The organism is Stenotrophomonas sp. C9D9 (genome assembly GCF_056491205.1).
The window spans coordinates 19,436-41,150 of sequence record NZ_JBSZIF010000006.1; the positions used below are offsets into that span (position 1 = coordinate 19,436).

Genomic DNA, 21,715 nt, shown 5'->3' on the forward strand with positions numbered 1-21,715 from the left:
GATGGCTCAGGCCCGGCCGGCGCTGTCGTCTTCTTCGTCGTCCTCGAAGTTGACGATGACCTCGATACCGTCGTCGTGCACGGTCACGGAGTGGACATCGTCGGACACCGCATCGGCGTCGATCGCATCCACGCGGTCGCGGCCTTCGACGACCTCGCCGAGCACCACGGCATCCTCGCCGTCTTCCTCGTCTTCGGCCTCGTATACCTCATTCGGGTCGATCAGCTGGAACACACCACCGACCAGCAGCTGCTGGACCACGGCCCGGCCCTTGTCGGACAGGCCGCGATAAGCGGCGGCATCGAGCTGTTCGGCGCCAGCCAGGCGCTGCGCGTCCTTCACTGGCAGCGCGAAGTCCTGGCCGCTGACGTACAGGCTGGCGCCACGCTTGGCCCGGCGCCAGGCCAGGCGGGCCCACGGGTGGCGCTGCAGCAGCAGGCCCGAGGCCAGCGCTTCGACCACTTCCTCCGCGGCCGGTGCGGCCTGGTGGGCCATCACTTCGCCGGCGGCGCGGTAGGTGGTGATGAAGCGGCCGAACCAGTCGCCCAGCTTGTCCGAGTCGTTCATGCGGATGGCGTTGAGGGCGGTGATCACCCGTGCCATCGCCACCGTATCGATTTCGTTCGGGTCGGCCGGCACCTTCAGGTCGGCATCCTGGTAGCGGATGTTCTCGTCGGCATCGGCGATCAGGGTGTCCAGGTAGTCGCTGATCAGCTCGGCCGACGCCGGTGCGCGCATGCCGAACGAGAAGGTCAGGCAGGGATCTTCGGCGACACCGTGGTGCGGCACGTTCGGCGGCAGGTACAGCATGTCGCCCGGCGCCAGCACCCAGTCGTGGGTCGGCTTGAACACCTTCAGCAGCTTCAGTTCGACGTCCGGGCGGAAGCCCAGCGGCGGCTGCTTGCCCTTGATCGATTCGCTGGCGTCGATCTGCCAGCGGCGATGGCCATGGGCCTGCAGCAGGAACACGTCGTACTGGTCGACGTGGGCGCCGACCGAGCCGCCGGTGGCGGCAAAGCTGATCATCACGTCATCCATGCGCCAGCGCGGCAGGAAGCTGAAGTGCTCGATCAGGGCGCGCACGTCCTTGTCCCACTTGTCGACATCCTGCACCAGCAGGGTCCAGTCGTGGTCGGGCAGGGCGGGGAAGATGTCTTCCTGGAACGGGCCGCTGCGAACGCGCCAGCTGTCCTGCGTCTTGTCGTGCTCGATCAGGCGCGCCAGCACGCCTTCCTCGCAGGCCAGGCCGGCCAGGTCTTCCGGCTGCACCGGGGTCTGGAAGTCCGGGAAGGCATTGCGGATCAGCAGCGGGCGCTTCTGCCAGAAGTCGCGCAGGAACACGGCCGGGGACATGCCCAGCGGCTGTCCGGGGCGGGCGGTGACTTCGATGACGGGGGCGGTGGATTTACGGGCGGCCATGGGGGGATCCTTGCAGCGGAAAGCGGGAGGGGCGGTGTGGCGGACCGCCTGAGATGTCCATTGTCCGCCGTTCGTGGGGATTGCGCACGTGCGCGGGTTTGTCGCGGGGTGTCCGGCCAACGGCGGAGCCCCTTGTGGCGACATCTTGGTAGGGTCGACTGTTAGTCGACCGTCTTCATGAGCTGGGCCGGGCGGGTGGGCCATGCAGGGGACGCTGCAAGTCCCCCTCCGGGGCCCGGCCCAGTCGCTGGCGGCTGTGCGTTCAGGCGCTTGCGAAGCAGTGCTTCGCAAGCAAAGCGCCTTCACCCCTGTAAGCTCGATGGCGCCATCCATGGCGCCAACGCCCCTGCATGGCCCACCCGCCCGTCCCCTGACAGTTTCCTGCGCGGCCCGCCACGGAATGGAAGAAGATCAAAGGCAACAGCGGGTCGCGCGCTGCGCTTGCTCATGCTCCTGACCCCATCGGACAAACAAAAGAGGGACGCGGCGAAGCCGCGTCCCTCTTTCAAATTCCATCTCGATAACCCAATGCTCTTCGATCCGTCACCGGAAATCTGTCAGAGGTGGGGCGGGATGGGTTCGCGGGGGTGTCCGCGGCATGGATGCCGCGGCCAAGCCCCCAGGGACGGGTTCACGGCGTCCCCCGCGAACCCAACCCGCCCCGCCAAGCACGGCATAACCCAGAGCCGCCTTTGACGTTGCAGTTGCTGTTGCCGTTGCAGTAAAGCCTCCCGCAGGCAGCGCCCGCGGCCGCCGCCGCAAAGGAAACCCTTAAATCTTCTTCGCCAGCGACTCGGCCAGGCCGGTGTAGCTGCCCGGGGTCATCTCCAGCAGACGCTGCTTCGCATCCGCCGGCAGCTCCAGCCCCTGCACGAACGCACGCATCGACTCGGCCGTGATGCCCTGGCCGCGGGTCAGCGCCTTCAGCTGCTCGTACGGATTCGGCAGGCCGTGGCGGCGCATCACCGTCTGCACGGCCTCGGCCAGCACTTCCCAGGCCGCGTCCAGATCGGCGTCCAGGCGCTGCGGGTTCACTTCCAGCTTGCCCAGGCCCTTGGCCAGCGAATCCAGTGCCACCTGGCTGTGGCCGAACGCGGTACCCAGCGCACGCAGCACGGTGGAGTCGGTCAGGTCACGCTGCCAGCGGCTGATCGGCAGCTTCGCGCTGAAGTGTTCGAACAGCGCGTTGGCGATGCCGAAGTTGCCTTCCGCATTCTCGAAATCGATCGGGTTGACCTTGTGCGGCATCGTCGACGAACCGACTTCGCCTTCCTTCAGGCGCTGCTTGAAGTAGCCCAGCGAAACGTAGCCCCAGATGTCACGGGCCAGGTCGATCAGGATGATGTTGGCGCGGCGTGCGGCATCGCCGATCTCGGCGATGTTGTCGTGCGGCTCGATCTGGGTGGTGTACGGGTTGAACACCAGGCCCAGGCCGGTCACGAAGCGCTCGGCGAAGGCCGGCCAGTCCACGTCCGGGTAGCTGGCGATGTGGGCGTTGTAGTTGCCGACCGCGCCGTTGATCTTGCCGGTCAGTTCGACGGCGGCGATCTGCCTGCGCTGGCGCTCCAGGCGGGCGACCACGTTGGCCAGTTCCTTGCCCAGGGTGGTCGGCGAGGCGGTCTGGCCGTGGGTGCGCGACAGCATCGGCTGGCCGGCATGGGCGTGGGCCAGGGTGCGCAGGGTGCTGGCGATGCCGTCCAGGGTCGGCAGCAGCACCTCGCGGCGCGCCTGTTCCAGCATCAGCCCGTAGCTGAGGTTGTTGATGTCTTCGCTGGTGCAGGCGAAATGCACGAATTCCAGCGCCGGGGCCAGCTCGGCGTCGTCCTTCAGCTGTTCCTTGATGAAGTACTCCACCGCCTTGACGTCATGGTTGGTGGTGCGCTCGATCTCCTTCACGCGCGCGGCCTGGGCCGGGCTGAAGCCGGCGGCCAGCGCGCGCAGGCGGGCGATGGCGGCGTCGGAGAACGGCGCCAGTTCGACGATGCCCGGCTCGGCGGCCAGGGCCAGCAGCCATTCCACCTCGACCGTGATGCGGGCCTTGATCAGGCCGTACTCGGAGAAGATCGGGCGCAGGGCGTCGACCTTGCCGGCATAGCGGCCATCGAGCGGGGACAGGGCGAGCAGGGCGGAATCGGACATGTCGGCAGGGCTGGGACGAGCGGCGGGGCCGATATTCTACGACGTGCCGGTGAGGTAGTGCCGGCCGCTGGCCGGCTACCACGCCCGGCCCACGATTCCATGGAGTGCCGGCCAGCAGCCGGCACTACCCCTTGCGCGTGCGGAACGGCCGTGCAGACGGAACGATCTGGCCCGTCCTCGTCATCCCACGCTACGGGCAAGGGAGTATCGTTGGCGCAGCCGCCAGCCCGGGAAGCGACACCCTGCCAGCCGCCGCTTCCCTTTCCCCAACTGAAGTAGTGCGGAGTTGATGCAATGAGCAAAGCTGCAAGCAAGGGTTTCAGAATCGAACATGACAGCATGGGCGAACTGCAGGTGCCTGCCGACGCCCTGTGGGGCGCGCAGACCCAGCGTGCCGTGCAGAATTTCCCGGTGTCGGGCCAGCGCATGCCGCGCGGTTTCATCCGTGCACTGGGCCTGGTCAAGGGCGCTGCTGCCGGCGTCAACGCCGAGCTGGGCCATCTGCCGAAGACCGTGGCCAAGGCCATCCAGACCGCTGCCGCCGAAGTGGCCGCCGGCAACTGGGACGCGCAGTTCCCGATCGATGTCTACCAGACTGGTTCGGGCACTTCCTCGAACATGAATGCCAACGAGGTCATCGCCACCCTGGCCAATCGTGCCGGCAAGGCCGGCAAGACCGCGGTGCACCCCAATGACCACGTCAACCAGGGGCAGAGCTCCAATGACGTGATCCCGACCGCGTTGCGCGTATCGGCGGTACTGGCGGCGCATGAGCAGCTGCTGCCGGCGCTGGTGCACCTGCGCAAGACCCTCGACAAGAAGGGCCGCAGCCTGCGCAAGGTGGTCAAGACCGGCCGCACGCACCTGATGGATGCGATGCCGCTGACCTTCGAGCAGGAGTTCGGCGCATGGTCCGCACAGCTGGCCTCGGCGCAGGAGCGCATCGAAGACAGCCTCAAGCGCGTGCGTCGCCTGCCGCTCGGCGGCACCGCCATCGGTACCGGCATCAATGCCGATCCGCGCTTCGGCGCGCAGGTGGCCAAGGCGCTGAAGCAGCAGACCGGTTTCAAGTTCGACAGCGCCGAGAACAAGTTCGAAGGCCTGGCCGCGCAGGATGATGCCGTGGAACTGTCGGGCCAGCTCAATGCACTGGCCGTGGCGCTGATCAAGATCGCCAATGACCTTCGCTGGATGAACGCCGGTCCGCTGGCCGGGCTGGGCGAGATCGAATTGCCGGCGCTGCAGCCGGGCAGCTCGATCATGCCGGGCAAGGTCAATCCGGTGATTCCGGAGGCGACGGTGATGGCCTGCGCGCAGGTGATCGGCCACCACACCGCGATCACCGTGGCCGGGCAGACCGGCAACTTCCAGCTCAATGTCACCCTGCCGCTGATCGCGGTGAACCTGCTGGATGGCATCGGCCTGCTGGCCAATGTGTCCCGCCTGCTGGCCGACAGCGCGATTGCCGGGCTGAAGGTGCGCGAAGACCGTGTAGCCGAGGCGCTGGCGCGCAACCCGATCCTGGTCACTGCACTGAACCCGATCATCGGCTACGAGAAGGCGGCGGCCATCGCCAAGCGTGCCTACAAGGAACAGCGCCCGGTGCTGGACGTCGCGCTGGAGGACAGCGGCCTGGACGAAGCCGAGCTGCGCCGCCTGCTGGACCCGGCCGCGCTGACTGCCGGTGGCATCCAGGCGGGGGGCGGTGGCGGCGGCGGTTGATCGAACGGCGTGCGGACCAAGGTCCGCACCCACCACACGCAGGAACGCCGCCCTTGGGCGGCGTTTTTCTTCAGCGACGGTCGGCGACGATGTTGCCGAAGGTGTCGGTGTAATCCTTGAATTCCGGGATGCGCTGGATCAGGTCGGCCGGGATCACCTCCATGCCCTCCGGCGGCTGGATCTTCACCGGCTGCATGTTGGGATCGGCCGGGGCGGCGACCAGGGTGTTCTGGCGCAGCACCTGCAGCTTGCCGAACATGGTCTGCAGCATCTGCTTCTGTGCCTCGTCCAGCGGGATCTGGATCTCGTCCACCTTCATCGAGCCATCGCCGAGGATGATGATGTTCGGTGCCGGCGGGCGACGCACGGTGACCATGCCTTCGCTGACGGAAATCTTGGGCTTGCCGCGCTCGGCGCGGTGGTTGCGGTAATCCTTGTCACAGCCGACCAGGCCCAGGCAGAGCAGGGCGGCCAGCAGCAGGAACAACTTCTTCATGGCATTCGGTTCGGGGGCGTCCGGGGCCGCCATTGTAAGCCGGTCGGCGCACTGCGGCCGGCAGCAGGGCGCCACTGCCGGCCGGGTGCGCTGATCTGTCACAGGCCTAGCGCTGGACCACGGTGTCCTTGCCGCAGTCGTCGACGTCACTCTGGTCCATCGTTGCGTAGGGCTTGAACGCGGGCAGCGATGCGGCCAGCGCCTGCTGGCTGGCCAGCATCGCCGGCAGGCGCTCGCAGATGCGCTTTGCCTGGGCCTCGATCTTCGCCGCCTTGGCGTTGATCCGCTTCTCGATGCCATCGCTGTCGCCACTGAAGATGCCCTTCAGCGCTTCGCTGGCAGCATCGGTGCCGAGTTTGGCGCCGGCCAGGCCGATCTCCATGCCTTCATTCGCCACGGCCACCACCTGGCTGCGGTATGCCTGCAGCTGGCGGCGCTGGTTGGCATCGGCCGGTACATCCTTGCCGTCGATCAGCAGACGGCCGTCGGGGGTGATCTCGGCCTGTGGCTGGTTGGAGGCGGAAATCTTGATGTTGCCCTCGGTGATTTCCTTGCGGGCATCGTCCATGGCCTCCTTGACGGTCTGGCCGACGCCGCTGGTGGCCTCGGCGACGCTCTTGCCGATGGTCTTGTCGGGCGTGGAGGAAGTGCCGCCGCAGGCGATCAGCGGCAGGCACAGCAGGGTGGCAGGCAGCACGCGCAGCAGGTTCATGGCAATTCCCTCGAATCGGTCGGGTGGCGGTTACTTGTTGCGGGGCAGGGTGACCGTGCCGCTGACGTTGCGGTGGCCGACATCGCCGCTGCCGCTGTGGTCGACAGTCAGGCTGCCGCGCACGCCATCGACCTGGATGTCCCCCGAACCATGGCTGCGCACATGCACGTTGCCGCCGATCTCGGACAGATCGACATCACCGGAGCCGACCACGCCGACCTCGACGTTGCCCTGCACGCGCTTGAACCCGATATCGCCGGAACCGACGGTGTCCAGCCGCGCGTTGCCGCGGACATCGCTGATCTTCAGGTCGCCCGAACCGACGGTGCCGGTGACCGCATCGCCACCGATGTTGCGCGCCTTGACGTCGCCGGAACCCAGCGACAGCAGGTTCAGCGAGCCGCCGCCGTCGATGTCCAGGTCACCCGAACCCACCGCTGCGTGGATGCTGCCGCGGGTGCCGCGAACGATCGCGTCGCCCGAGCCGACGTCCACGCTCAGCGACTGGGCGTTGTCCACGCTGGCATCGCCGGAGCCGACCTTGAGCTGCAGTGGCAGGTTGTCCGGCACGCTGCCGCGGATGTCCAGCCAGGCATAGCTGTTGCCCAGGCTGATGCCGCTGTGGCGGCCGTCGCGGCGCAGGCTGACGACCAGCTTGTCGCCTTCCCTGCGCTGGTCCAGTACCAGCTGGTCCAGCCATTCCTGGCTGGAGGCACAGGCGCGGCCATCGAGCTGGCCACCGCCCTTGCTGGCGACGACCTTCAGGTCATGCTGGTTCACCTCCAGCACCACCGCCTTGGCGCCGGCCACATCCAGCTTCAGCGTGCGGGCGGCGGTGAACTTGCAGTTCGGAGCATCGGCGGCCAGCGCCGACAGCGGCAACAGCAACAACGCAGAACAGGCGAGCAGGGAACGCATGGGTGGTGCCTCCGGGTGGATGGAATCAGATCTCGCCGGCGCGCTTGCGCAGGCGGATGGCAAGGACGATGAACACGACACCGACGGCGGCGCCGATCCACAGCTCCGGCATCGCCAGCGATTTCAGCTGCGAGGCCGGCGACATCAGGCTGACCACCGATTCAAGATCGCGACGCGTGCCTTCCTCGGCGCTGAGGCGATACACCAGGTCGGTGCCCGGTACGCCGCCCAGCAACAGGCGGCCGACGATGTTCTGCCAGAACCAGCCGGTGGTCAGGCCGATCAGCGGCATCACCTTGGTGGTGCTGACAATGACGCCGGCGAACAGCGGCAGCATCACTGCCCACAGGAACGGCTTGGTACGGGCCCAGGCCGAGCACAGCAGCAGCCAGCCGGCGGTGGGCAGGGCCCACAGGGCGTAGACCGGGATCCAGGCCAGGTGACCGGCGGCCAGGGTCAGCGGGCTGGCCGGGCCCCAGATCAGGGTCATCGGGCTGCCACCGTGCATCAGCGCGACGATGCTGATCACCAGCATGAAGCCGAACATGGTGATGATGCCGGCGATCACCGCGATCAGCGGGGCCACGACCAGTGCGCTGATCACCTTGGACAGCACGGTCTGGGTGTCCGACAGCGGCAGCGACTTCCAGAACAGGATGCTGCGGTCGCGACGGTCGTCGTACAAGGCGCCCAGGCAGTAGAAGAACACCACGAAGGCCAACACCAGGAACGGCCAGGCCGAGCTGAGCACCAGGGTCAGGTCGAGGCCGTTGCCGAGGTCGGTCAGGTCCTTGGCGCTGATGTCGCGGGTCAGCAGGGCCAGGTCCAGGCCGTTGATGTTCACGCTCTCGCCGTCGACATGCAGTGCACCGTTGCGGGCTGCACGGTTCAGCGCAAACAGACCGAAGGCGATGCCGACGGTGCTCATCACCAGCGAGATCAGACCGGCGATCAGCGGCGCATACAGGAAGCCGCCACGGTTCTCCCAGTACTCGCGCTTGAGCAGCCAGCGCAGGGTGCCCATCGGGCTGACGGGGTGGTTGACGGCATTCATGCGTAGGTCCCCTTCATGATGGCGACGAACAGGTCGGCCAGGCCCGGGCTGCGGGTCTCGCCAAGGGTGGAGAGCTGGGTGCGCGGCACGCCATCGAACAGCATCACGGTCTTGCCGAACGTCAGGCTGCGCTCGTCGATCGGCTTCAGCGCCCGCGCGGTCTCCAGCTGGTCGGCGTTGACCAGCAGTTCGGTGTAGCGCTGGCCGACATCGTCCATTTCTGCATCGAGCACGATGCGGCCATCACGGATGAACATGACGTCGCTGAGGATGTGCTCGATCTCCTCCACCTGGTGGGTGGTGACGATGATGGTCTTCTGTTCGTCGAAATAGTCTTCCAGCAGGCGCTGGTAGAACTCCTTGCGGTACAGGATGTCCAGGCCCAGGGTGGTTTCGTCCAGCACCAGGATGCGGGCATCGATGGCCATCACCAGCGCCAGGTGCAGCTGCACGATCATGCCCTTGGACAGTTCGCGCACGCGCTGCTTCGGCTGCAGCTTGGTGTTGGCCAGGAAGCGCTCGCAGCGGGCACGGTCGAAGCGCGGGTGCACGCCGGCCACGAAATCGATCGCCTCGCGGACCTTCAACCAGCGCGGCAGCACGGCGACGTCGGCAATGAAGCAGATGTCGTTCATCAGCTCGTCGCGGTGCAGCCGCGGGTCGCGGCCGAGCACGCTCAGCTCACCTTCCACCGAAGTCAGGCCGAGGATGGCCTTCAGCGCGGTGGTCTTGCCGGCGCCGTTGGGCCCGATCAGGCCGACGATGCGCCCGCTCGGAATGCTGAAGCTGGCATTGTCGAGGGCAACGGTGGTCTTGTAGGCCTTGCGCAGGCCTCGGGCGGTGATGACCGGTTCACTTGCAGTGCTATTCATCAGACTTTCCCCTGGGGCAGCAATTCGTCGAGGCTCAGGCCCAGGCGCTGGATACGCTCCAGCACCGCCGGCCATTCTTCGTTGAGAAAGCGCTCGCGCTCGCTGCTGCGAAGCTGCGTGGCCGCCTGCTCGGTCATGAACATGCCCAGGCCGCGGCGCTTCTCGACCAGGCCTTCATCGGCCAGTTCCTGGTAAGCGCGCGAAACGGTGATGGGGTTGAGCTGGTAGTCGGCGGCCACCTGGCGCACCGAAGGCAGGGCATCGCCCGGCTTGAGGATTCCGTCGAGCATCATGGCGATCACGCGCTCCTTCAACTGACGGTAGATGGGAGCGCCGTCGCTCCACTGGATGTCGCTCATATTCAGCTCCGTGGGGTCAGCGGCTGTGCGAACGAGAAATACGGCATGGACAGGGAGCTGTGCAGCCGACGCGGGGGAGGGGGGGAGGGATCGGCGTTCCCGGCCGGTGAAACGGACGCGTCCTGCGCACTGTCGGCGGAGGCGGGGGTGGTTGGCATGGCCAGCCAGGCCAGCACGATCAGGGTCGAAACTGCAGCGGCCGCGGGTGCGGTGAGGTTGCGACGGATCCGGGCGTTCATGGCTTCCCCCTGTCTCAGGTGACTGGTGTTGTATGCAACTATAACACCGGCACGCCTACGTGCAACCCCTTGCCGTCCCCAACTGATGGCACGGGTGGTCAAGTTGCTGAAATATCCCCTTATCTCTTTGATTGAAAAGGGAAATAAAATTGTCGTGCGGGCCGATCAAGCCCTGCCTTCCATTCAGTGTTGTCCATGCTATGTCATCCCTGCGCCGTTGCTGGTGGGTCCTGCCGGGAAAGGCCACGCCACGCAAAGCCAGTGGCGCTCGCCGCAACAAGGGGGAACGGAGCCCGGTGCTATAGTTCGGCCGATTCCCGGCCGCTACCGGCCGGCCCTGTGAATGGCTACCGCGGACTGTTCTCGATGCCTCTGCCGACCGTTATCCCGCGCCGCCTGCGCGGCCTGTCCCTGCTGACCCTGCTGGTGGCCGGCCTGGCCGGTTCCGCCCATGTGCTGGCGGCCGATCTGCTGGACCTGGAGTACCGCCCGCTGGCCAGCAAGCAGCAGGTCAACCTGCAGCAGCGCTACCACGGGCAGGTACTGCTGGTGGTCAATACCGCAAGCAAGTGCGGCTATACCCCTCAGTACGAAGGCCTGGAGGCGCTGCAGAAGCGCTATGCCGGCCGCGGCTTTGCCGTGCTCGGTTTCCCGTCCAACGATTTCAAGGGCCAGGAGCCGGGTGACGAGAAGCAGATCCAGGATTTCTGCACGCTTACCTACGGCGTCAAGTTCCCGATGTTCGAGAAGGTGCACGTCGTCGGTGCGCAGGCCACGCCGCTGTACCAGCGGCTGACCGCAGCCACCGGCGTGGCGCCGGGCTGGAACTTCCACAAGTACCTGGTCGGCCGTGATGGCAAGGTCATCGCCCAGTTCGCCAGCAAGGTGACGCCGGACGATCCACAGCTGACCGCGGCGATCGACAAGGCGCTGGCCGCCGCCGCTACGCATTGATATCCGGCACGGATGCCTCGACATCTCGGGCATGCGTGCGACAATGTTTACTTTCGCGCCGACGTCGGCGCCCAGACACTTCCAGGAATGCAGCGAATGAAGATGGGAATGCGCGGCGCCGCGGCGTCGGTTCTGATTCTGGCGATGGGCACTTCGGGTGTCGCTCTGTCGCAACAACCGGCTGCCCCCGCGGCCGCCAAGGAGACCGCAACCTTGAATTCCCCCAAGCAGAAGCTCGGCTACGCCATCGGCCTGGATGTCGCCAAGTCGTTCACCCCGATCGCCGATGAGATCGATGTGGCCGCGCTGCGCACCGCCGTGGAGCGTTCGTTCGAAGGCCTGCAGCCGCAGATCACCCAGGAACAGGCCAAGGCCACCGATGCCGCGCTGCGCCAGGTCGTTATGGCCCGCAGTGGCCAGCAGGTGCCGGGCATGGCGCCGGGTTCGCAGCCGCCGAAGGTCGATCGCGTCAAAGTGTCGCAGATGATCGGTTCGTACTCGGTCGGCCCGTCGCTGGCACAGCTGAAGGACGACATCGATGTCGCCTCGCTGTTTGACGCGATCAGCACCGGCCTGAGCAAGGGTCAGCCGAAGATGGGAAGCTGACGCGACCGCCACCATCCAGGCCTTCATGGGCAGCAAGCAGGCCGAAATGCAGGCCAAGGCCGCCGCCGCCGCGCAGACCAACCGCGAGGAAGGCAACGCGTTCCTGGCCAAGAACAAGACCCAGCCGGGCGTGGTGACCACCCCGTCGGGCCTGCAGTACCAGATCATCCGCCCGGGTAGCGGCGAGCGTCCGCTGCCGAGCAGCAAGGTGCGCGTGAACTACGAAGGCAAGCTGCTCAACGGCACCGTGTTCGACAGCTCCTACGGTCGCCAGCCGGCTGAGTTGGGCCTGCGACCAGGTGATCAAGGGCTGGACCGAAGGCGTCGCGCTGATGCCGGTGCGTTCGAAGTACCGCTTCTGGATCCCGGGCGAGCTCGCCTACGGTAACGGTACCCCGGGTGGCCCGATCGGCCCGAACGCGACTCTGACGTTCGACGTCGAGCTGCTGGGCGTCCTGCCGTAAGCAACCACGGAGCCTGCACGGACATGCGCGTTGCGATTTTCGGTACCGGTTATGTAGGGCTGGTGACCGGTACCTGCCTGGCCGACGTCGGCCACCAGGTGGTCTGCGTCGATATCGACCAGGCCAAGGTCGATGGCCTCAACCAGGGCATTCCCGATACTATAGAGCCGGGCCTGGAGCCGATGGTGAAGGCCAACCACGCCGCGTCGCGGCTGGCGTTCACCACCGATGCCGCGGCCGCGATCGGCCACGGCCAGGTCGTGTTCATCGCCGTCGGCACGCCGCCGGACGAGGATGGCAGCGCCGATCTGCAGTACGTGCTGGCCGTGGCCCGCACCATCGGCCGGCACATGAGCGTGCCGACCGTATGTGGTGGTCAACAAATCGACGGTGCCGGTGGGCACCGCCGACAAGGTACGTGCCGCCATTGCCGCAGAGCTGGCGGCACGTGGCGCCGACATCGCCTTCGACGTGGTGTCCAACCCGGAATTCCTGAAGGAAGGCGACGCCGTTGCCGACTGCATGCGCCCGGATCGAATCATCATCGGTGCGACCAGTGCCGAGTCGGTGGCGGTGATGCGGCGCCTGTATGCACCGTTCAACCGCAACCACGATCGTGTGGTGGAAATGGACGTGCGTTCGGCGCGACTGACCAAGTACGCCGCCAACGCGATGCTGGCGACCAAGATTTCGTTCATGAACGAAATCGCCAACATCGCCGAGCGTGTCGGCGCCGATGTCGGCAGGTCACCAGGGCATCGGCTGGATACCGCGCATCGGCTGGCATTTCATCTACCCGGGTGCCGGCTACGGCGGCTCGTGCTTCCCCAAGGATGTGCAGGCGCTGGCCCGCACCGCCCAGCAGGCCGGCCTGGAGCCGAAACTGCTGAACGCGGTGGAAGCGGTCAACGATGCGCAGAAGGGCCATCTGTTCGCTCTGATCCAGCGTCATTACGACAAGGGTGAAGACGAAGGCGTGCGTGGCAAGACCTTTGCCGTGTGGGGCCTGGCGTTCAAGCCAAACACCGACGACATGCGCGAAGCCTCCAGCCGTCGCCTGCGCTGGCGCAGCTGTGGGAAGGTGGTGCGACGGTGCGTGCCTACGATCCGGAGGCGATGCACGAGTCGCAGCGCATCTTCGGCGAACGCGATGACCTGGTGTTCTGCAGCAATGCCAACGAGGCGCTGCAGGGCGCCGATGCACTGGTCGTGGTGACCGAGTGGAAGCAGTTGCGCAGTCCCGATTTCCAGAAGCTGCGCGAGCAGCTGAAGGACGCGGTGGTGTTAGACAGGCCGCAACCTGTACGAGCCGGCGGATGTGGAAGCAGCGGGCCTGGCGTATTACGGCATTGGCCGGGGGCGCTCGCTGCATGTCTGATCTGCTGCCAACCGAACGCGAGCAGGCGCTGGAAGCGCGCCTGGTCGAACTGGAAATGCGCGTGTCCTTCCAGGAACAGGCGCTGGCCGAACTGAGCGATGCGCTGGCCGATGCCCGCATGCAGGGCATGCGCAACGCCGACGTGCTGCGCGTGCTGCTGGAAGACCTGGGCAAGGTCCGCAACGCGCTGAATTCTTCCGATCCGGCGAGCGAACCGCCGCCGCCGCGCATCTTGATCCGAATCCTATGAGCGATACCCTCCGCGACCAGCTGATGGGCCTGGGCTTCAAGCCTGCGCCCAAGCCCGAGCGCAAGAATGATGGACCCCGCCGTGATGGCCGCCCGCAGGGCAAGGGTGGCAACGGCAATGGAAAGCCGCAGGGCGCTGGCAAGGGCGAGCACAAGCCCGGCGAGCGTCGTGGGCATGGCCACGGCGGCCCGGGCAAGTCCGGCCAGTCGCGTGGCCCGGGCCAGCAGGGCCCGCGCAAGCCGCGCAGCGCCGAAGAGATGGACCTGGCCAAGGCCTACGCCATCCGCGCGCAGAAGGAAAAGGAAGAGCGCATCGAGACCGAGCGCCTGAAGCAGGAAGAGGCGCGGGTGCGCCGCGAGGCCAAGGCCAAGCTGGAAGAGCTGCTGAAGGACAAGGGCCTGAATGCCGAAGCGGCGGACATTGCCCGCCACTTCCCGTACGGCGGCAAGATCAAGCGCATCTACGTGACCGCCGAACAACTGACCGCGCTCAACGCCGGCGAGCTGGGTGTGGTCCAGCTCAATGGCCGCTACCTGCTGGTGACCGCCGAGGTGCTGGCGCAGTCCGAAGCGGTGTTCGCCGCGTCGGTGGCACTGAAGGTCGATCCGAATGCGCCGGCCGAGGAAGATCCGTACGCAGACCCGCAATACCAGGTGCCGGACGACCTGGTCTGGTAAACGGGCCTGCAGGATGATCGAAACGCCGGGCATTTCCCGGCGTTTTCGTTATGGGGTGTGCGCGGCGCTGCGGCGCGCGCGGATCAGCGGCAGGCTCAGCGCGAAGAAGCACAGCAGTGCACCGACCAGAGCGAAGCCACTGCCGGCCAGGAATGCGGTGCGACCGTCGTCTATTTTCCAAAGCTGGCCGGCGATGAGCGCACCCAGCACGCCGCCGACGCCGGACGAGAATCCGTACAGCAGCCCCTGGCCATGCCCATTGAGGCGACCGGGGAAGTAGGTCGCCAGCATCTGCATCGCTGCAGCGAAGAACGCCGCAAAGCCCAGCGCGTGCGCGGTCTGCGCCAGCAGCATCACCGGCAGGTTTTCCGGGAACAGTGCGGTCACGGCCCAACGCAGGCAGGAACTGACCAGCGCGATCAGCAGCATCCAGCTGGCGTCATAGCGGCGGAAGAAGCGGCCGATGGTGAAGAACACGCCTACTTCGAAGACCACGCCGATGGTCCACAACAGGCCCAGGGTGGAGGTGCGGTAGCCATGATGGTCCATGTAGACCGAGAAGAACGTGTAGTACGGGCCGAAAGACAGCTGCTCCATGAAGGCCGCCAGGAAGAACGCCAGCACCGGCGGTCGGCGCACGATCTGCCAGAAGCCGCTGGCGTCGCCGTCAGTCTTGCCGATACCGCGCGCGTAGTGGTTGCTGAAGGCCGAGGCGACCAGCAGCGCGAACAGGGGCAGCATCATCCACGGCAGCAGCCCGGCGCGGCTGGCCGTGCCGTCACCTTCGATCAGCCAGCCGAACAGGGTCACGACGGCGATGAAGCCGAGCGAGCCCCAGACCCGGATCAACCCGTAGCGATGGCTGTCACTGCCGAGGTGGGTGAGTGTGATCGACTCGAACTGCGGCATCACAGCGTTGTAGAAGAAGCAGAACACCACCATCGCCGGGTACATCCACGGCTGTGGCAGTGGCAGCAGGAATGCGGCGAAGCTGAGCAGGGTCAGCACACAGCCGACGCGCAGCAGGCGGATCGGTCGCGCTGATGCGGCCGCCAGCGAAGTCCAGGTGCTGGGCGCGATCACCCGGGTGGCGTACCACAGGCCCATCATTACGCTGATGGCGGTCACGCTCATGCCGCGCGCGGTCAGGAACAGGCTCCAGTACGGAGTGAACGCGCCCAGCGCCGCGTAGTAGAACAGGTAGAAGCTGGAAAGGCGGGCAACGGGAACGGTCATCGCGGAATGATGAGCAAAAGGGGACGGAGGGGATTAAGTCGCTTATGCACAAACGACTTGATCCCCTCCGTCCCCTTTTTGTGTCATTCGGGGTCGTAGTCGAGGTTGGAGGCCAGCCAGCGTTCGGCCTGGGCACGGTCCACGCCCTTGCGGCGGGCGTAGTCGCTGACCTGTTCGCGGCTGAGGCGGCCGACCACGAAGTACTGGCTCTGCGGATGGCTGAAGTAGTAGCCCGAAACGGCCGCCGTAGGCAGCATCGCGAAGCTCTCGGTCAGTTCCATGCCGGCGTTCGCTTCGGCCTGCAGCAGGTCGAACAGGCGGCGTTTTTCGCTGTGCTCCGGGCAGGCGGGATAGCCCGGCGCGGGGCGGATGCCACGGTACTGCTCGTCGATCAGGGCGTCGTTGTCCAGCGTCTCGGCGCGCTCATGGCCCCAGAACTCGGTACGCACGCGCTGATGCAGGCGCTCGGCCAGTGCCTCGGCGAAGCGGTCGGCGAGGGCCTTCAGCAGGATCGCGTTGTAGTCGTCATGCTCGGCCTCGAAGCGCGCGACGTGCGCGTCGATGCCGATGCCGGCAGTGACCGCGAACGCGCCGATCCAGTCCTGCTTGCCACTGTCGGCGGGCGCGATGAAGTCGGCCAGGCAGAAATCCGGGCGCTCGGCCGGCTTGTCCACCTGCTGGCGCAGGAAGTGCAGGGTGGTTTCGCCCTGCGGGTGCTGCACGCGGACGTCGTCGCCGATGCTGTTGGCCGGCCACAGGCCGAACACGGCCTTGGCCGTCAGCCACTTCTCGCCGACGATGCGCTCGAGCATCTCGCGGGCATCGCGGTACAGCTCGCTGGCCTGGGTGCCGACGATCTCGTCGGTGAGGATGGCCGGGAACTTGCCGGCCAGTTCCCAGGCCTGGAAGAACGGCGTCCAGTCGATGTAGTCGACCAGTTCGGCCAGCGGGTAGTCGTCGAATACGTGCAGGCCGGGCTGGTCCGGTGCCGGTGGCGTGTAGCTGTCCCAGCCGCCCTGGAATTTCTGCCCGCGCGCATGTTCCAGCGTGACCAGGCGCTTGGCGTCGCCGCGGTTGCGGTGGCGTGCGCGGATTTCGGCATAGTCGGCTTCGTTGGCGGCGACGAAGGCCTCGCGCAGGTCGCGCGAGATCAGCGACTGGGCCACGCCCACCGCGCGCGAGGCATCCTTCACCCACACCGTGGGTGCCTTGTAGTGGGGGTCGATCTTCAGCGCAGTGTGCGCGCGCGAGGTGGTGGCGCCGCCGATCAGCAGCGGCAGGTCGAAGCCCTGGCGCTCCATCTCGCGGGCGACGTGGCTCATCTCCTCCAGCGACGGGGTGATCAGTCCGGACAGGCCGATCAGGTCGGCGTTGTGCTCGCGAGCGGCATCGAGGATCTTCTGTGCCGGCACCATCACGCCGAGGTCGACCACTTCGAAGTTGTTGCAGGCCAGGACCACGCCGACGATGTTCTTGCCGATGTCATGCACATCGCCCTTCACCGTGGCCATGATGATCTTGCCGTTGCTCTTGGCGGTGTCACCGCTGCGGGCTTTCTCCGCCTCGATGTACGGCAGGAGGTAGGCCACGGCCTTCTTCATCACGCGTGCGGATTTCACCACCTGCGGCAGGAACATCTTGCCGGCACCGAACAGGTCGCCCACGATGTTCATGCCGTCCATCAACGGGCCCTCGATCACGTCCAGCGGGCGGCTGGAGGCCTGCCGGGCCAGCTCGGTGTCTTCCTCGACATAGGCATCCAGGCCGTGCACCAGCGCATGTGCCAGGCGCTGCGCGACCGGCTTCTCGCGCCAGGCGAGGTCTTCGGTCTTCGCCGCGCCCTTCCTGCCCTTGTAGCGCTCGGCGATTTCCAGCAGTCGCTCGGTGGCATCGCTGCGGCGGTTGAGGATCACGTCCTCGACGCGCTCGCGCAGCTCCGGCTCCAGCTCGTCGTAGATCGGCATGGCGCCGGCGTTGACGATGCCCATGTCCATGCCGGCGGCGATGGCGTGGTACAGGAACACCGAGTGGATGGCCTGGCGCACCGTTTCGTTGCCGCGGAACGAGAACGAGACGTTGGAGACGCCGCCGGAGACGTGGCAGTGCGGCAGCGTCTGCTTGATGATGCGGGTGGCTTCGATGAAGTCCACCGCATAGTTGTCGTGCTCTTCGATGCCGGTGGCGACGGCGAAGATGTTCGGGTCGAAGATGATGTCCTGCGGCGGGAAGCCGATCTCGTCGACCAGGATGCGGTAGGCGCGGGTGCAGATCTCGACCTTGCGCGCACAGGTATCGGCCTGCCCGCTTTCGTCGAACGCCATCACCACCGCGGCGGCACCGTAGCGCAGCACCTTGCGCGCGTGCTCGCGGAACAGCGCCTCGCCTTCCTTCAGCGAGATCGAATTGACCACGCTCTTGCCCTGCAGGCACTTCAGGCCGGCTTCGATCACGCTCCACTTGGAGGAGTCGACCATGACCGGGATGCGGGCGATATCCGGCTCGGACATGATCAGGTTGAGGTAGCGGGTCATCGCCGCTTCCGAATCGATCAGGCCCTCGTCCATGTTGACGTCGAGGATCTGCGCGCCGCTGGCGACCTGCTGGCGGGCCACGTCCACCGCTTCTTCGTAGCGGCCTTCCTTGATGAGCTTGCGGAACTGCGCGCTGCCAGTGACGTTGGTGCGTTCGCCGACGTTGATGAACAGCAGGTCCGGAGTGATGACCAGGGGTTCCAGGCCGGACAGGCGGGTAGGGCGGACAGGCGTCATGGCAGGCGTCGGCTCAACAGCAATAGGGCGGGAAGTGCGGAACGGTGGCGGCGACATTCATGCGGCCTGCTCCTGGACACCGGGCAGGGCGCGCGGCGGCAGCCCGGCCACGGCCTGGGCGATCGCACGGATGTGGTCGGGTGTGGAGCCGCAGCAGCCGCCGACCAGGTTCAACAGGCCATCCTCGGCGAAACCACGCAGGGTGCCGGCCATGTCCTCGGGCGTCTCGTCGTACTCGCCGAAGGCATTGGGCAGGCCTGCGTTGGGATGCGCACTGACGTAGCAGTCGGCGACCTGTGAGAGGGTTTCCACGTGCGGGCGCATCGCATCGGCGCCCAACGCGCAGTTCAAGCCGATCGACAGCGGGCGCGCATGCGCCAGTGACGCATGGAAGGCCTCGGCGGTCTGTCCGGACAGCGTGCGCCCGGAGGCATCGGTGATGGTGCCGGAGATCATCACCGGCAGGCGTGCGCCACGGGCGTCGAAGGCCTCCTCCAGTGCATACAGCGCGGCTTTCGCGTTGAGGGTATCGAAGATGGTTTCGACCATGAGGGTGTCGGCGCCGCCGTCGATCAGGCCCTCGATGGCTTCGCGATAGGTGTCGCGAAGCTCGTCGAAGCTGGTGTTGCGGAAGCCGGGATCATTGACGTCGGGGCTGATCGAGGCGGTGCGGCTGGTAGGGCCGATCACCCCGATCACGAAGCGCGGTTTGCCCGGCGTGGTCGCGGCCACGGCATCGCAGCAGGTGCGTGCGACCGCGGCCCCGGCTTTGTTCAGTTCGTATACCAGGTGTTCGAGGTGGTAGTCGGCCTGGCTGACCGACGTGGCGTTGAAGGTGTTGGTCTCGACCAGATCCGCGCCGGCATCCAGGTAGGCGGTATGGATGTCGGCGATGACCTGCGGCCGGGTCAACAGCAGCAGATCGTTGTTGCCCTTCAGGTCATGGCCTTCCGGCGCGCCGTGGTCGCAGCCGGGGCCGTGCGCATGGTCATAGCCACCGGCGAAACGCTCGCCGCGGTAGTCGTCTTCCTGCAGGCCATGGCGCTGGATCATGGTGCCCATCGCACCGTCGATGATCAGGATCCGCTCGCGCAGGGCGTCGAGCAGGGCATTGGCACGATCAGGATGCAACCAGGGCAGGGCGGGCATGGCGGTCTCGGGCTCAGGGCTTGTTGGCGATCAGCGAAATCACTTCGAAGTGCGGCGGACGCTTCTCGCGGGTGACCGTCTCCAGGCTGGACACCTGCAGGCCGGCCTTGTCGACGAACTTGCGCAGCTCCTTGTCGCTGAAGCCGAGGTTGACGTGGCCGTAGGCCTCCACCGCCGCCTTGTGCTCGTGGCGGGCCAGGCTGCACAGCAGCAGGCGGCCGCCCGGGCGCAGCACGCGCGCGGCTTCTGTCACCGCCTGCGCCGGTTTGCTGGCGTAGGTCAGCGCGTGCATCAGCACCACCAGGTCGAAGCTGCCGTCCTTGAACGGCAGGGCATGCATGTCGCCCTCGCGCACCTCCACATTGGGCAGCCGGCGCAGGCGCTCGCTGGCGGCCGCGACCACGCGCGCGCTGGTATCGATGCAGATGTAGCGCTTGGCGTGGGGGGCGACCAGTTCGGCCAGCACGCCGTCACCGGAGGCGATGTCCAGCACGTCGCCGGTTTCCAGCAACGGCAAGGCGGTGCGCGCCAGCGCCTCCCAGGTACGGCCCGGAGAGTAGTGGCGTTCCATGTCGCCGGCCACGCTGTCGGCCCAGTTCTGGTCCGAGGCGCGGTGGGCCAGTACTGCAGCCACGCGCTCGGCGTCCTGCCGCAGCAACGGGTCGTCGCTTCCGTTGCTCAAGGCATGCCACAATGCACGCTGCGCCGGGTCCAGCTGGGCCTCGTCGAAGCGGTAGTAGGCCGACACGCCGGCACGGCGGTCGCGGACCAGGCCGGCTTCCTTCAGGCGCGCCAAGTGGGTGGACACGCGCGGCTGCGCCAGCCGGGTGATCGCCGACAGTTCGGCCACGGTCAGTTCCTCCTGCTCCAGCAGCGCCAGCAGGCGCACGCGGGTGGCATCGGCGAACACCTTCAGGCGGGTCGACCAGTCTTCCAGATCCATAAATATCTACCTATCGCGATATAGAGATATATTCGCCGAGAAGGCCTGCCGCGGTCAAGTCGCCAGCGTACGGAAGCATCCGGGCCCCGGTACAATCGGGGCACCTGGGCGCGCCGTATGCGGCCCATAACTTCATGTACCCGGGAGGGTGTTGTGGATTTCAGCTTTACCGAAGAGCAGTTGATGCTGCAGGACGTGGCGCGGCGCATCGCGCAGGAAAAGATCGCCCCCAGCGCGGAGCACCATGACCGCACCGGCGAGTTCCCGCTGGACAACATCCGCCTGCTGGGCGAGAACGGCCTGATGGGCATCGAAGTGCCGACCGAATACGGCGGTGCGGGCATGGACCCGGTTGCGTACGTGCTGGCGATGGTGGAGGTCGCCGCCGCCGACGCAGCCCACTCGACCATCATGTCGGTCAACAACTCGCTGTTCTGCAACGGCATCCTCACCCATGGTACCGAGCAGCAGAAGCAGACCTACGTGCGTGCCATCGCCGAAGGCACGGCCATCGGCGCGTTTGCGCTGACCGAGCCGCAGTCCGGCTCCGATGCCACCGCCATGCGCTGCCGCGCGGTGAAGCAGGCCGACGGCACCTTCGTCATCAATGGCAAGAAGAGCTGGATCACCTCCGGCCCGGTGGCCAAGTACATCGTGCTGTTCGCGATGAGCGAGCCGGACAAGGGCGCGCGCGGCATCACCGCCTTCATCATCGATACTGACAAGGCCGGTTTCGGTCGTGGCAAGACCGAGCCCAAGCTCGGTATCCGTGCCTCGGCCACCTGCGAGATCGAGTTCAACGATTACGTGGCACAGGCCGAAGACGTGCTGGGCCAGGAAGGCGAGGGCTTCAAGATCGCGATGAGCGTGCTCGATGCCGGCCGCATCGGTATCGCCTCGCAGGCCATCGGCATCGCCCGTGCTGCCTATGAAGCGACCCTGGCGTACGTGAAGGAGCGCAAGGCGTTCGGCGCGGCCATCGGTACCTTCCAGATGACCCAGGCCAAGATCGCCGACATGAAGTGCAAGCTGGACGCAGCGCTGCTGCTGACCCTGCGCGCGGCATGGGTGAAGGGCCAGGGCAAGCGCTTCAGCACCGAAGCAGCGGTGGCCAAGCTGACCGCTTCGGAAGCGGCGATGTGGATCACCCACCAGGCCGTGCAGATCCACGGCGGTATGGGCTATTCCAAGGAAATGCCGCTGGAGCGCTACTTCCGTGATGCGAAGATCACCGAGATCTACGAGGGCACCTCGGAGATCCAGCGCCTGGTGATCGCCCGCAACGAGACCGGGCTGCGCTGAGTTGCATGGCCGCGCCGCCGCAAGGGCGGCGCGGCCCCCTGCCATGCAGGGATGACGA

General features: G+C 66.5%; 17 protein-coding genes and 3 pseudogenes. 7 read left to right on the forward strand and 13 right to left on the reverse strand.

All coding sequences use genetic code 11. From position 1 onward, the window contains the following. Nucleotides 1–6 precede the first annotated feature (6 nt). Both ACXI0D_RS15535 and purB read right to left on the reverse strand, forming a co-directional pair. Nucleotides 7–1,419, reverse strand: coding sequence for a ribosomal protein uL16 3-hydroxylase (locus tag ACXI0D_RS15535; protein WP_479642774.1), 1,413 nt, complete (start codon nt 1,417–1,419; stop codon nt 7–9). 771 nt (nt 1,420–2,190) lie between these two features. Next, entirely contained in the window at nt 2,191–3,558 is a 1,368-nt protein-coding gene (gene purB, locus ACXI0D_RS15540) for an adenylosuccinate lyase (protein WP_119006507.1), read from the reverse strand. A gap of 294 nt (nt 3,559–3,852) precedes the next feature. Here purB and ACXI0D_RS15545 point away from each other — a divergent pair, with 294 nt between their 5' ends. Then, complete coding sequence (locus ACXI0D_RS15545; protein ID WP_119006506.1) at nt 3,853–5,280, forward strand: class II fumarate hydratase; 1,428 nt, start codon at nt 3,853–3,855, stop codon at nt 5,278–5,280. Between the two features lie 70 nt (nt 5,281–5,350). Here the strand turns inward: ACXI0D_RS15545 and ACXI0D_RS15550 are convergent, their stop codons facing one another. The 7 genes from ACXI0D_RS15550 to ACXI0D_RS15580 form a co-directional block, all read right to left on the reverse strand. Next, nucleotides 5,351–5,776: a hypothetical protein gene (locus ACXI0D_RS15550; RefSeq protein ID WP_042358832.1), complete on the reverse strand. Its 426-nt coding sequence runs from the start codon at nt 5,774–5,776 to the stop codon at nt 5,351–5,353. Nucleotides 5,777–5,882: 106 nt separating this feature from the next. Continuing rightward, the gene (locus tag ACXI0D_RS15555; RefSeq protein ID WP_119006505.1) at nt 5,883–6,488 is read right to left on the reverse strand and encodes a DUF2884 family protein; all 606 of its coding nucleotides are present in this window, start codon (nt 6,486–6,488) and stop codon (nt 5,883–5,885) included. 30 nt (nt 6,489–6,518) lie between these two features. Next, the gene (locus ACXI0D_RS15560; protein ID WP_049443187.1) at nt 6,519–7,406 is read right to left on the reverse strand and encodes a DUF4097 family beta strand repeat-containing protein; all 888 of its coding nucleotides are present in this window, start codon (nt 7,404–7,406) and stop codon (nt 6,519–6,521) included. Nucleotides 7,407–7,431: 25 nt separating this feature from the next. Next, on the reverse strand, nt 7,432–8,460 hold the full coding sequence (locus ACXI0D_RS15565; protein WP_014037765.1) for an ABC-2 transporter permease: 1,029 nt from the start codon (nt 8,458–8,460) through the stop codon (nt 7,432–7,434). Further along, a complete protein-coding gene (locus tag ACXI0D_RS15570; RefSeq protein ID WP_479642775.1) occupies nt 8,457–9,332 on the reverse strand; it encodes an ABC transporter ATP-binding protein in 876 nt (291 codons plus the stop codon). Before ACXI0D_RS15570 ends, ACXI0D_RS15565 begins: the two co-directional genes overlap by 4 nt. Continuing rightward, on the reverse strand, nt 9,332–9,691 hold the full coding sequence (locus ACXI0D_RS15575) for a GntR family transcriptional regulator (protein WP_005410261.1): 360 nt from the start codon (nt 9,689–9,691) through the stop codon (nt 9,332–9,334). Before ACXI0D_RS15575 ends, ACXI0D_RS15570 begins: the two co-directional genes overlap by 1 nt. 2 nt (nt 9,692–9,693) lie before the next feature. Continuing rightward, nucleotides 9,694–9,930: a hypothetical protein gene (locus ACXI0D_RS15580; RefSeq protein ID WP_080347456.1), complete on the reverse strand. Its 237-nt coding sequence runs from the start codon at nt 9,928–9,930 to the stop codon at nt 9,694–9,696. Between the two features lie 366 nt (nt 9,931–10,296). On the opposite strand from ACXI0D_RS15580, the gene ACXI0D_RS15585 reads away from it, so the two are divergent. The 5 genes and pseudogenes from ACXI0D_RS15585 to ACXI0D_RS15605 all read left to right on the forward strand — a co-directional run bounded on the left by ACXI0D_RS15585 (nt 10,297) and on the right by ACXI0D_RS15605 (nt 14,259). Continuing rightward, complete coding sequence (locus tag ACXI0D_RS15585; protein ID WP_049443313.1) at nt 10,297–10,884, forward strand: glutathione peroxidase; 588 nt, start codon at nt 10,297–10,299, stop codon at nt 10,882–10,884. A 96-nt stretch (nt 10,885–10,980) separates the two neighbouring features. After that, a pseudogene (locus ACXI0D_RS15590) lies at nt 10,981–11,954 on the forward strand (FKBP-type peptidyl-prolyl cis-trans isomerase N-terminal domain-containing protein). Nucleotides 11,955–11,977: 23 nt separating this feature from the next. Then, nucleotides 11,978–13,332: pseudogene (locus tag ACXI0D_RS15595) on the forward strand (UDP-glucose dehydrogenase family protein). Next, nucleotides 13,325–13,582, forward strand: a complete 258-nt coding sequence (locus ACXI0D_RS15600; RefSeq protein ID WP_479642776.1) for a SlyX family protein — start codon at nt 13,325–13,327, stop codon at nt 13,580–13,582. The pseudogene ACXI0D_RS15595 and the gene ACXI0D_RS15600 overlap by 8 nt, the downstream one beginning before the upstream one ends. Further along, entirely contained in the window at nt 13,579–14,259 is a 681-nt protein-coding gene (locus ACXI0D_RS15605; RefSeq protein ID WP_479642777.1) for a DUF2058 domain-containing protein, read from the forward strand. Before ACXI0D_RS15600 ends, ACXI0D_RS15605 begins: the two co-directional genes overlap by 4 nt. 48 nt (nt 14,260–14,307) lie before the next feature. On the opposite strand, the gene ACXI0D_RS15610 is transcribed toward ACXI0D_RS15605, so the two are convergent. The 4 genes and pseudogenes from ACXI0D_RS15610 to ACXI0D_RS15625 all read right to left on the reverse strand — a co-directional run. Next, nucleotides 14,308–15,495 carry an MFS transporter gene (locus tag ACXI0D_RS15610; protein WP_049443190.1) on the reverse strand — a complete coding sequence of 396 codons (1,188 nt, stop codon included), beginning with the start codon at nt 15,493–15,495 and terminating at the stop codon, nt 14,308–14,310. Nucleotides 15,496–15,578: 83 nt separating this feature from the next. Continuing rightward, nucleotides 15,579–18,263 carry a methionine synthase gene (metH, locus tag ACXI0D_RS15615; RefSeq protein WP_101765768.1) on the reverse strand — a complete coding sequence of 895 codons (2,685 nt, stop codon included), beginning with the start codon at nt 18,261–18,263 and terminating at the stop codon, nt 15,579–15,581. Nucleotides 18,264–18,320: 57 nt separating this feature from the next. Next, complete coding sequence (locus tag ACXI0D_RS15620; protein WP_049443192.1) at nt 18,321–19,412, reverse strand: homocysteine S-methyltransferase family protein; 1,092 nt, start codon at nt 19,410–19,412, stop codon at nt 18,321–18,323. A 145-nt stretch (nt 19,413–19,557) separates the two neighbouring features. Further along, nucleotides 19,558–20,355: pseudogene (locus ACXI0D_RS15625) on the reverse strand (ArsR/SmtB family transcription factor); the annotation flags it as partial. 153 nt (nt 20,356–20,508) lie between these two features. On the opposite strand from ACXI0D_RS15625, the gene ACXI0D_RS15630 reads away from it, so the two are divergent. Then, the gene (locus tag ACXI0D_RS15630) at nt 20,509–21,657 is read left to right on the forward strand and encodes an acyl-CoA dehydrogenase family protein (RefSeq protein ID WP_014037754.1); all 1,149 of its coding nucleotides are present in this window, start codon (nt 20,509–20,511) and stop codon (nt 21,655–21,657) included. The last annotated feature ends 58 nt before the right edge of the window (nt 21,658–21,715 follow it).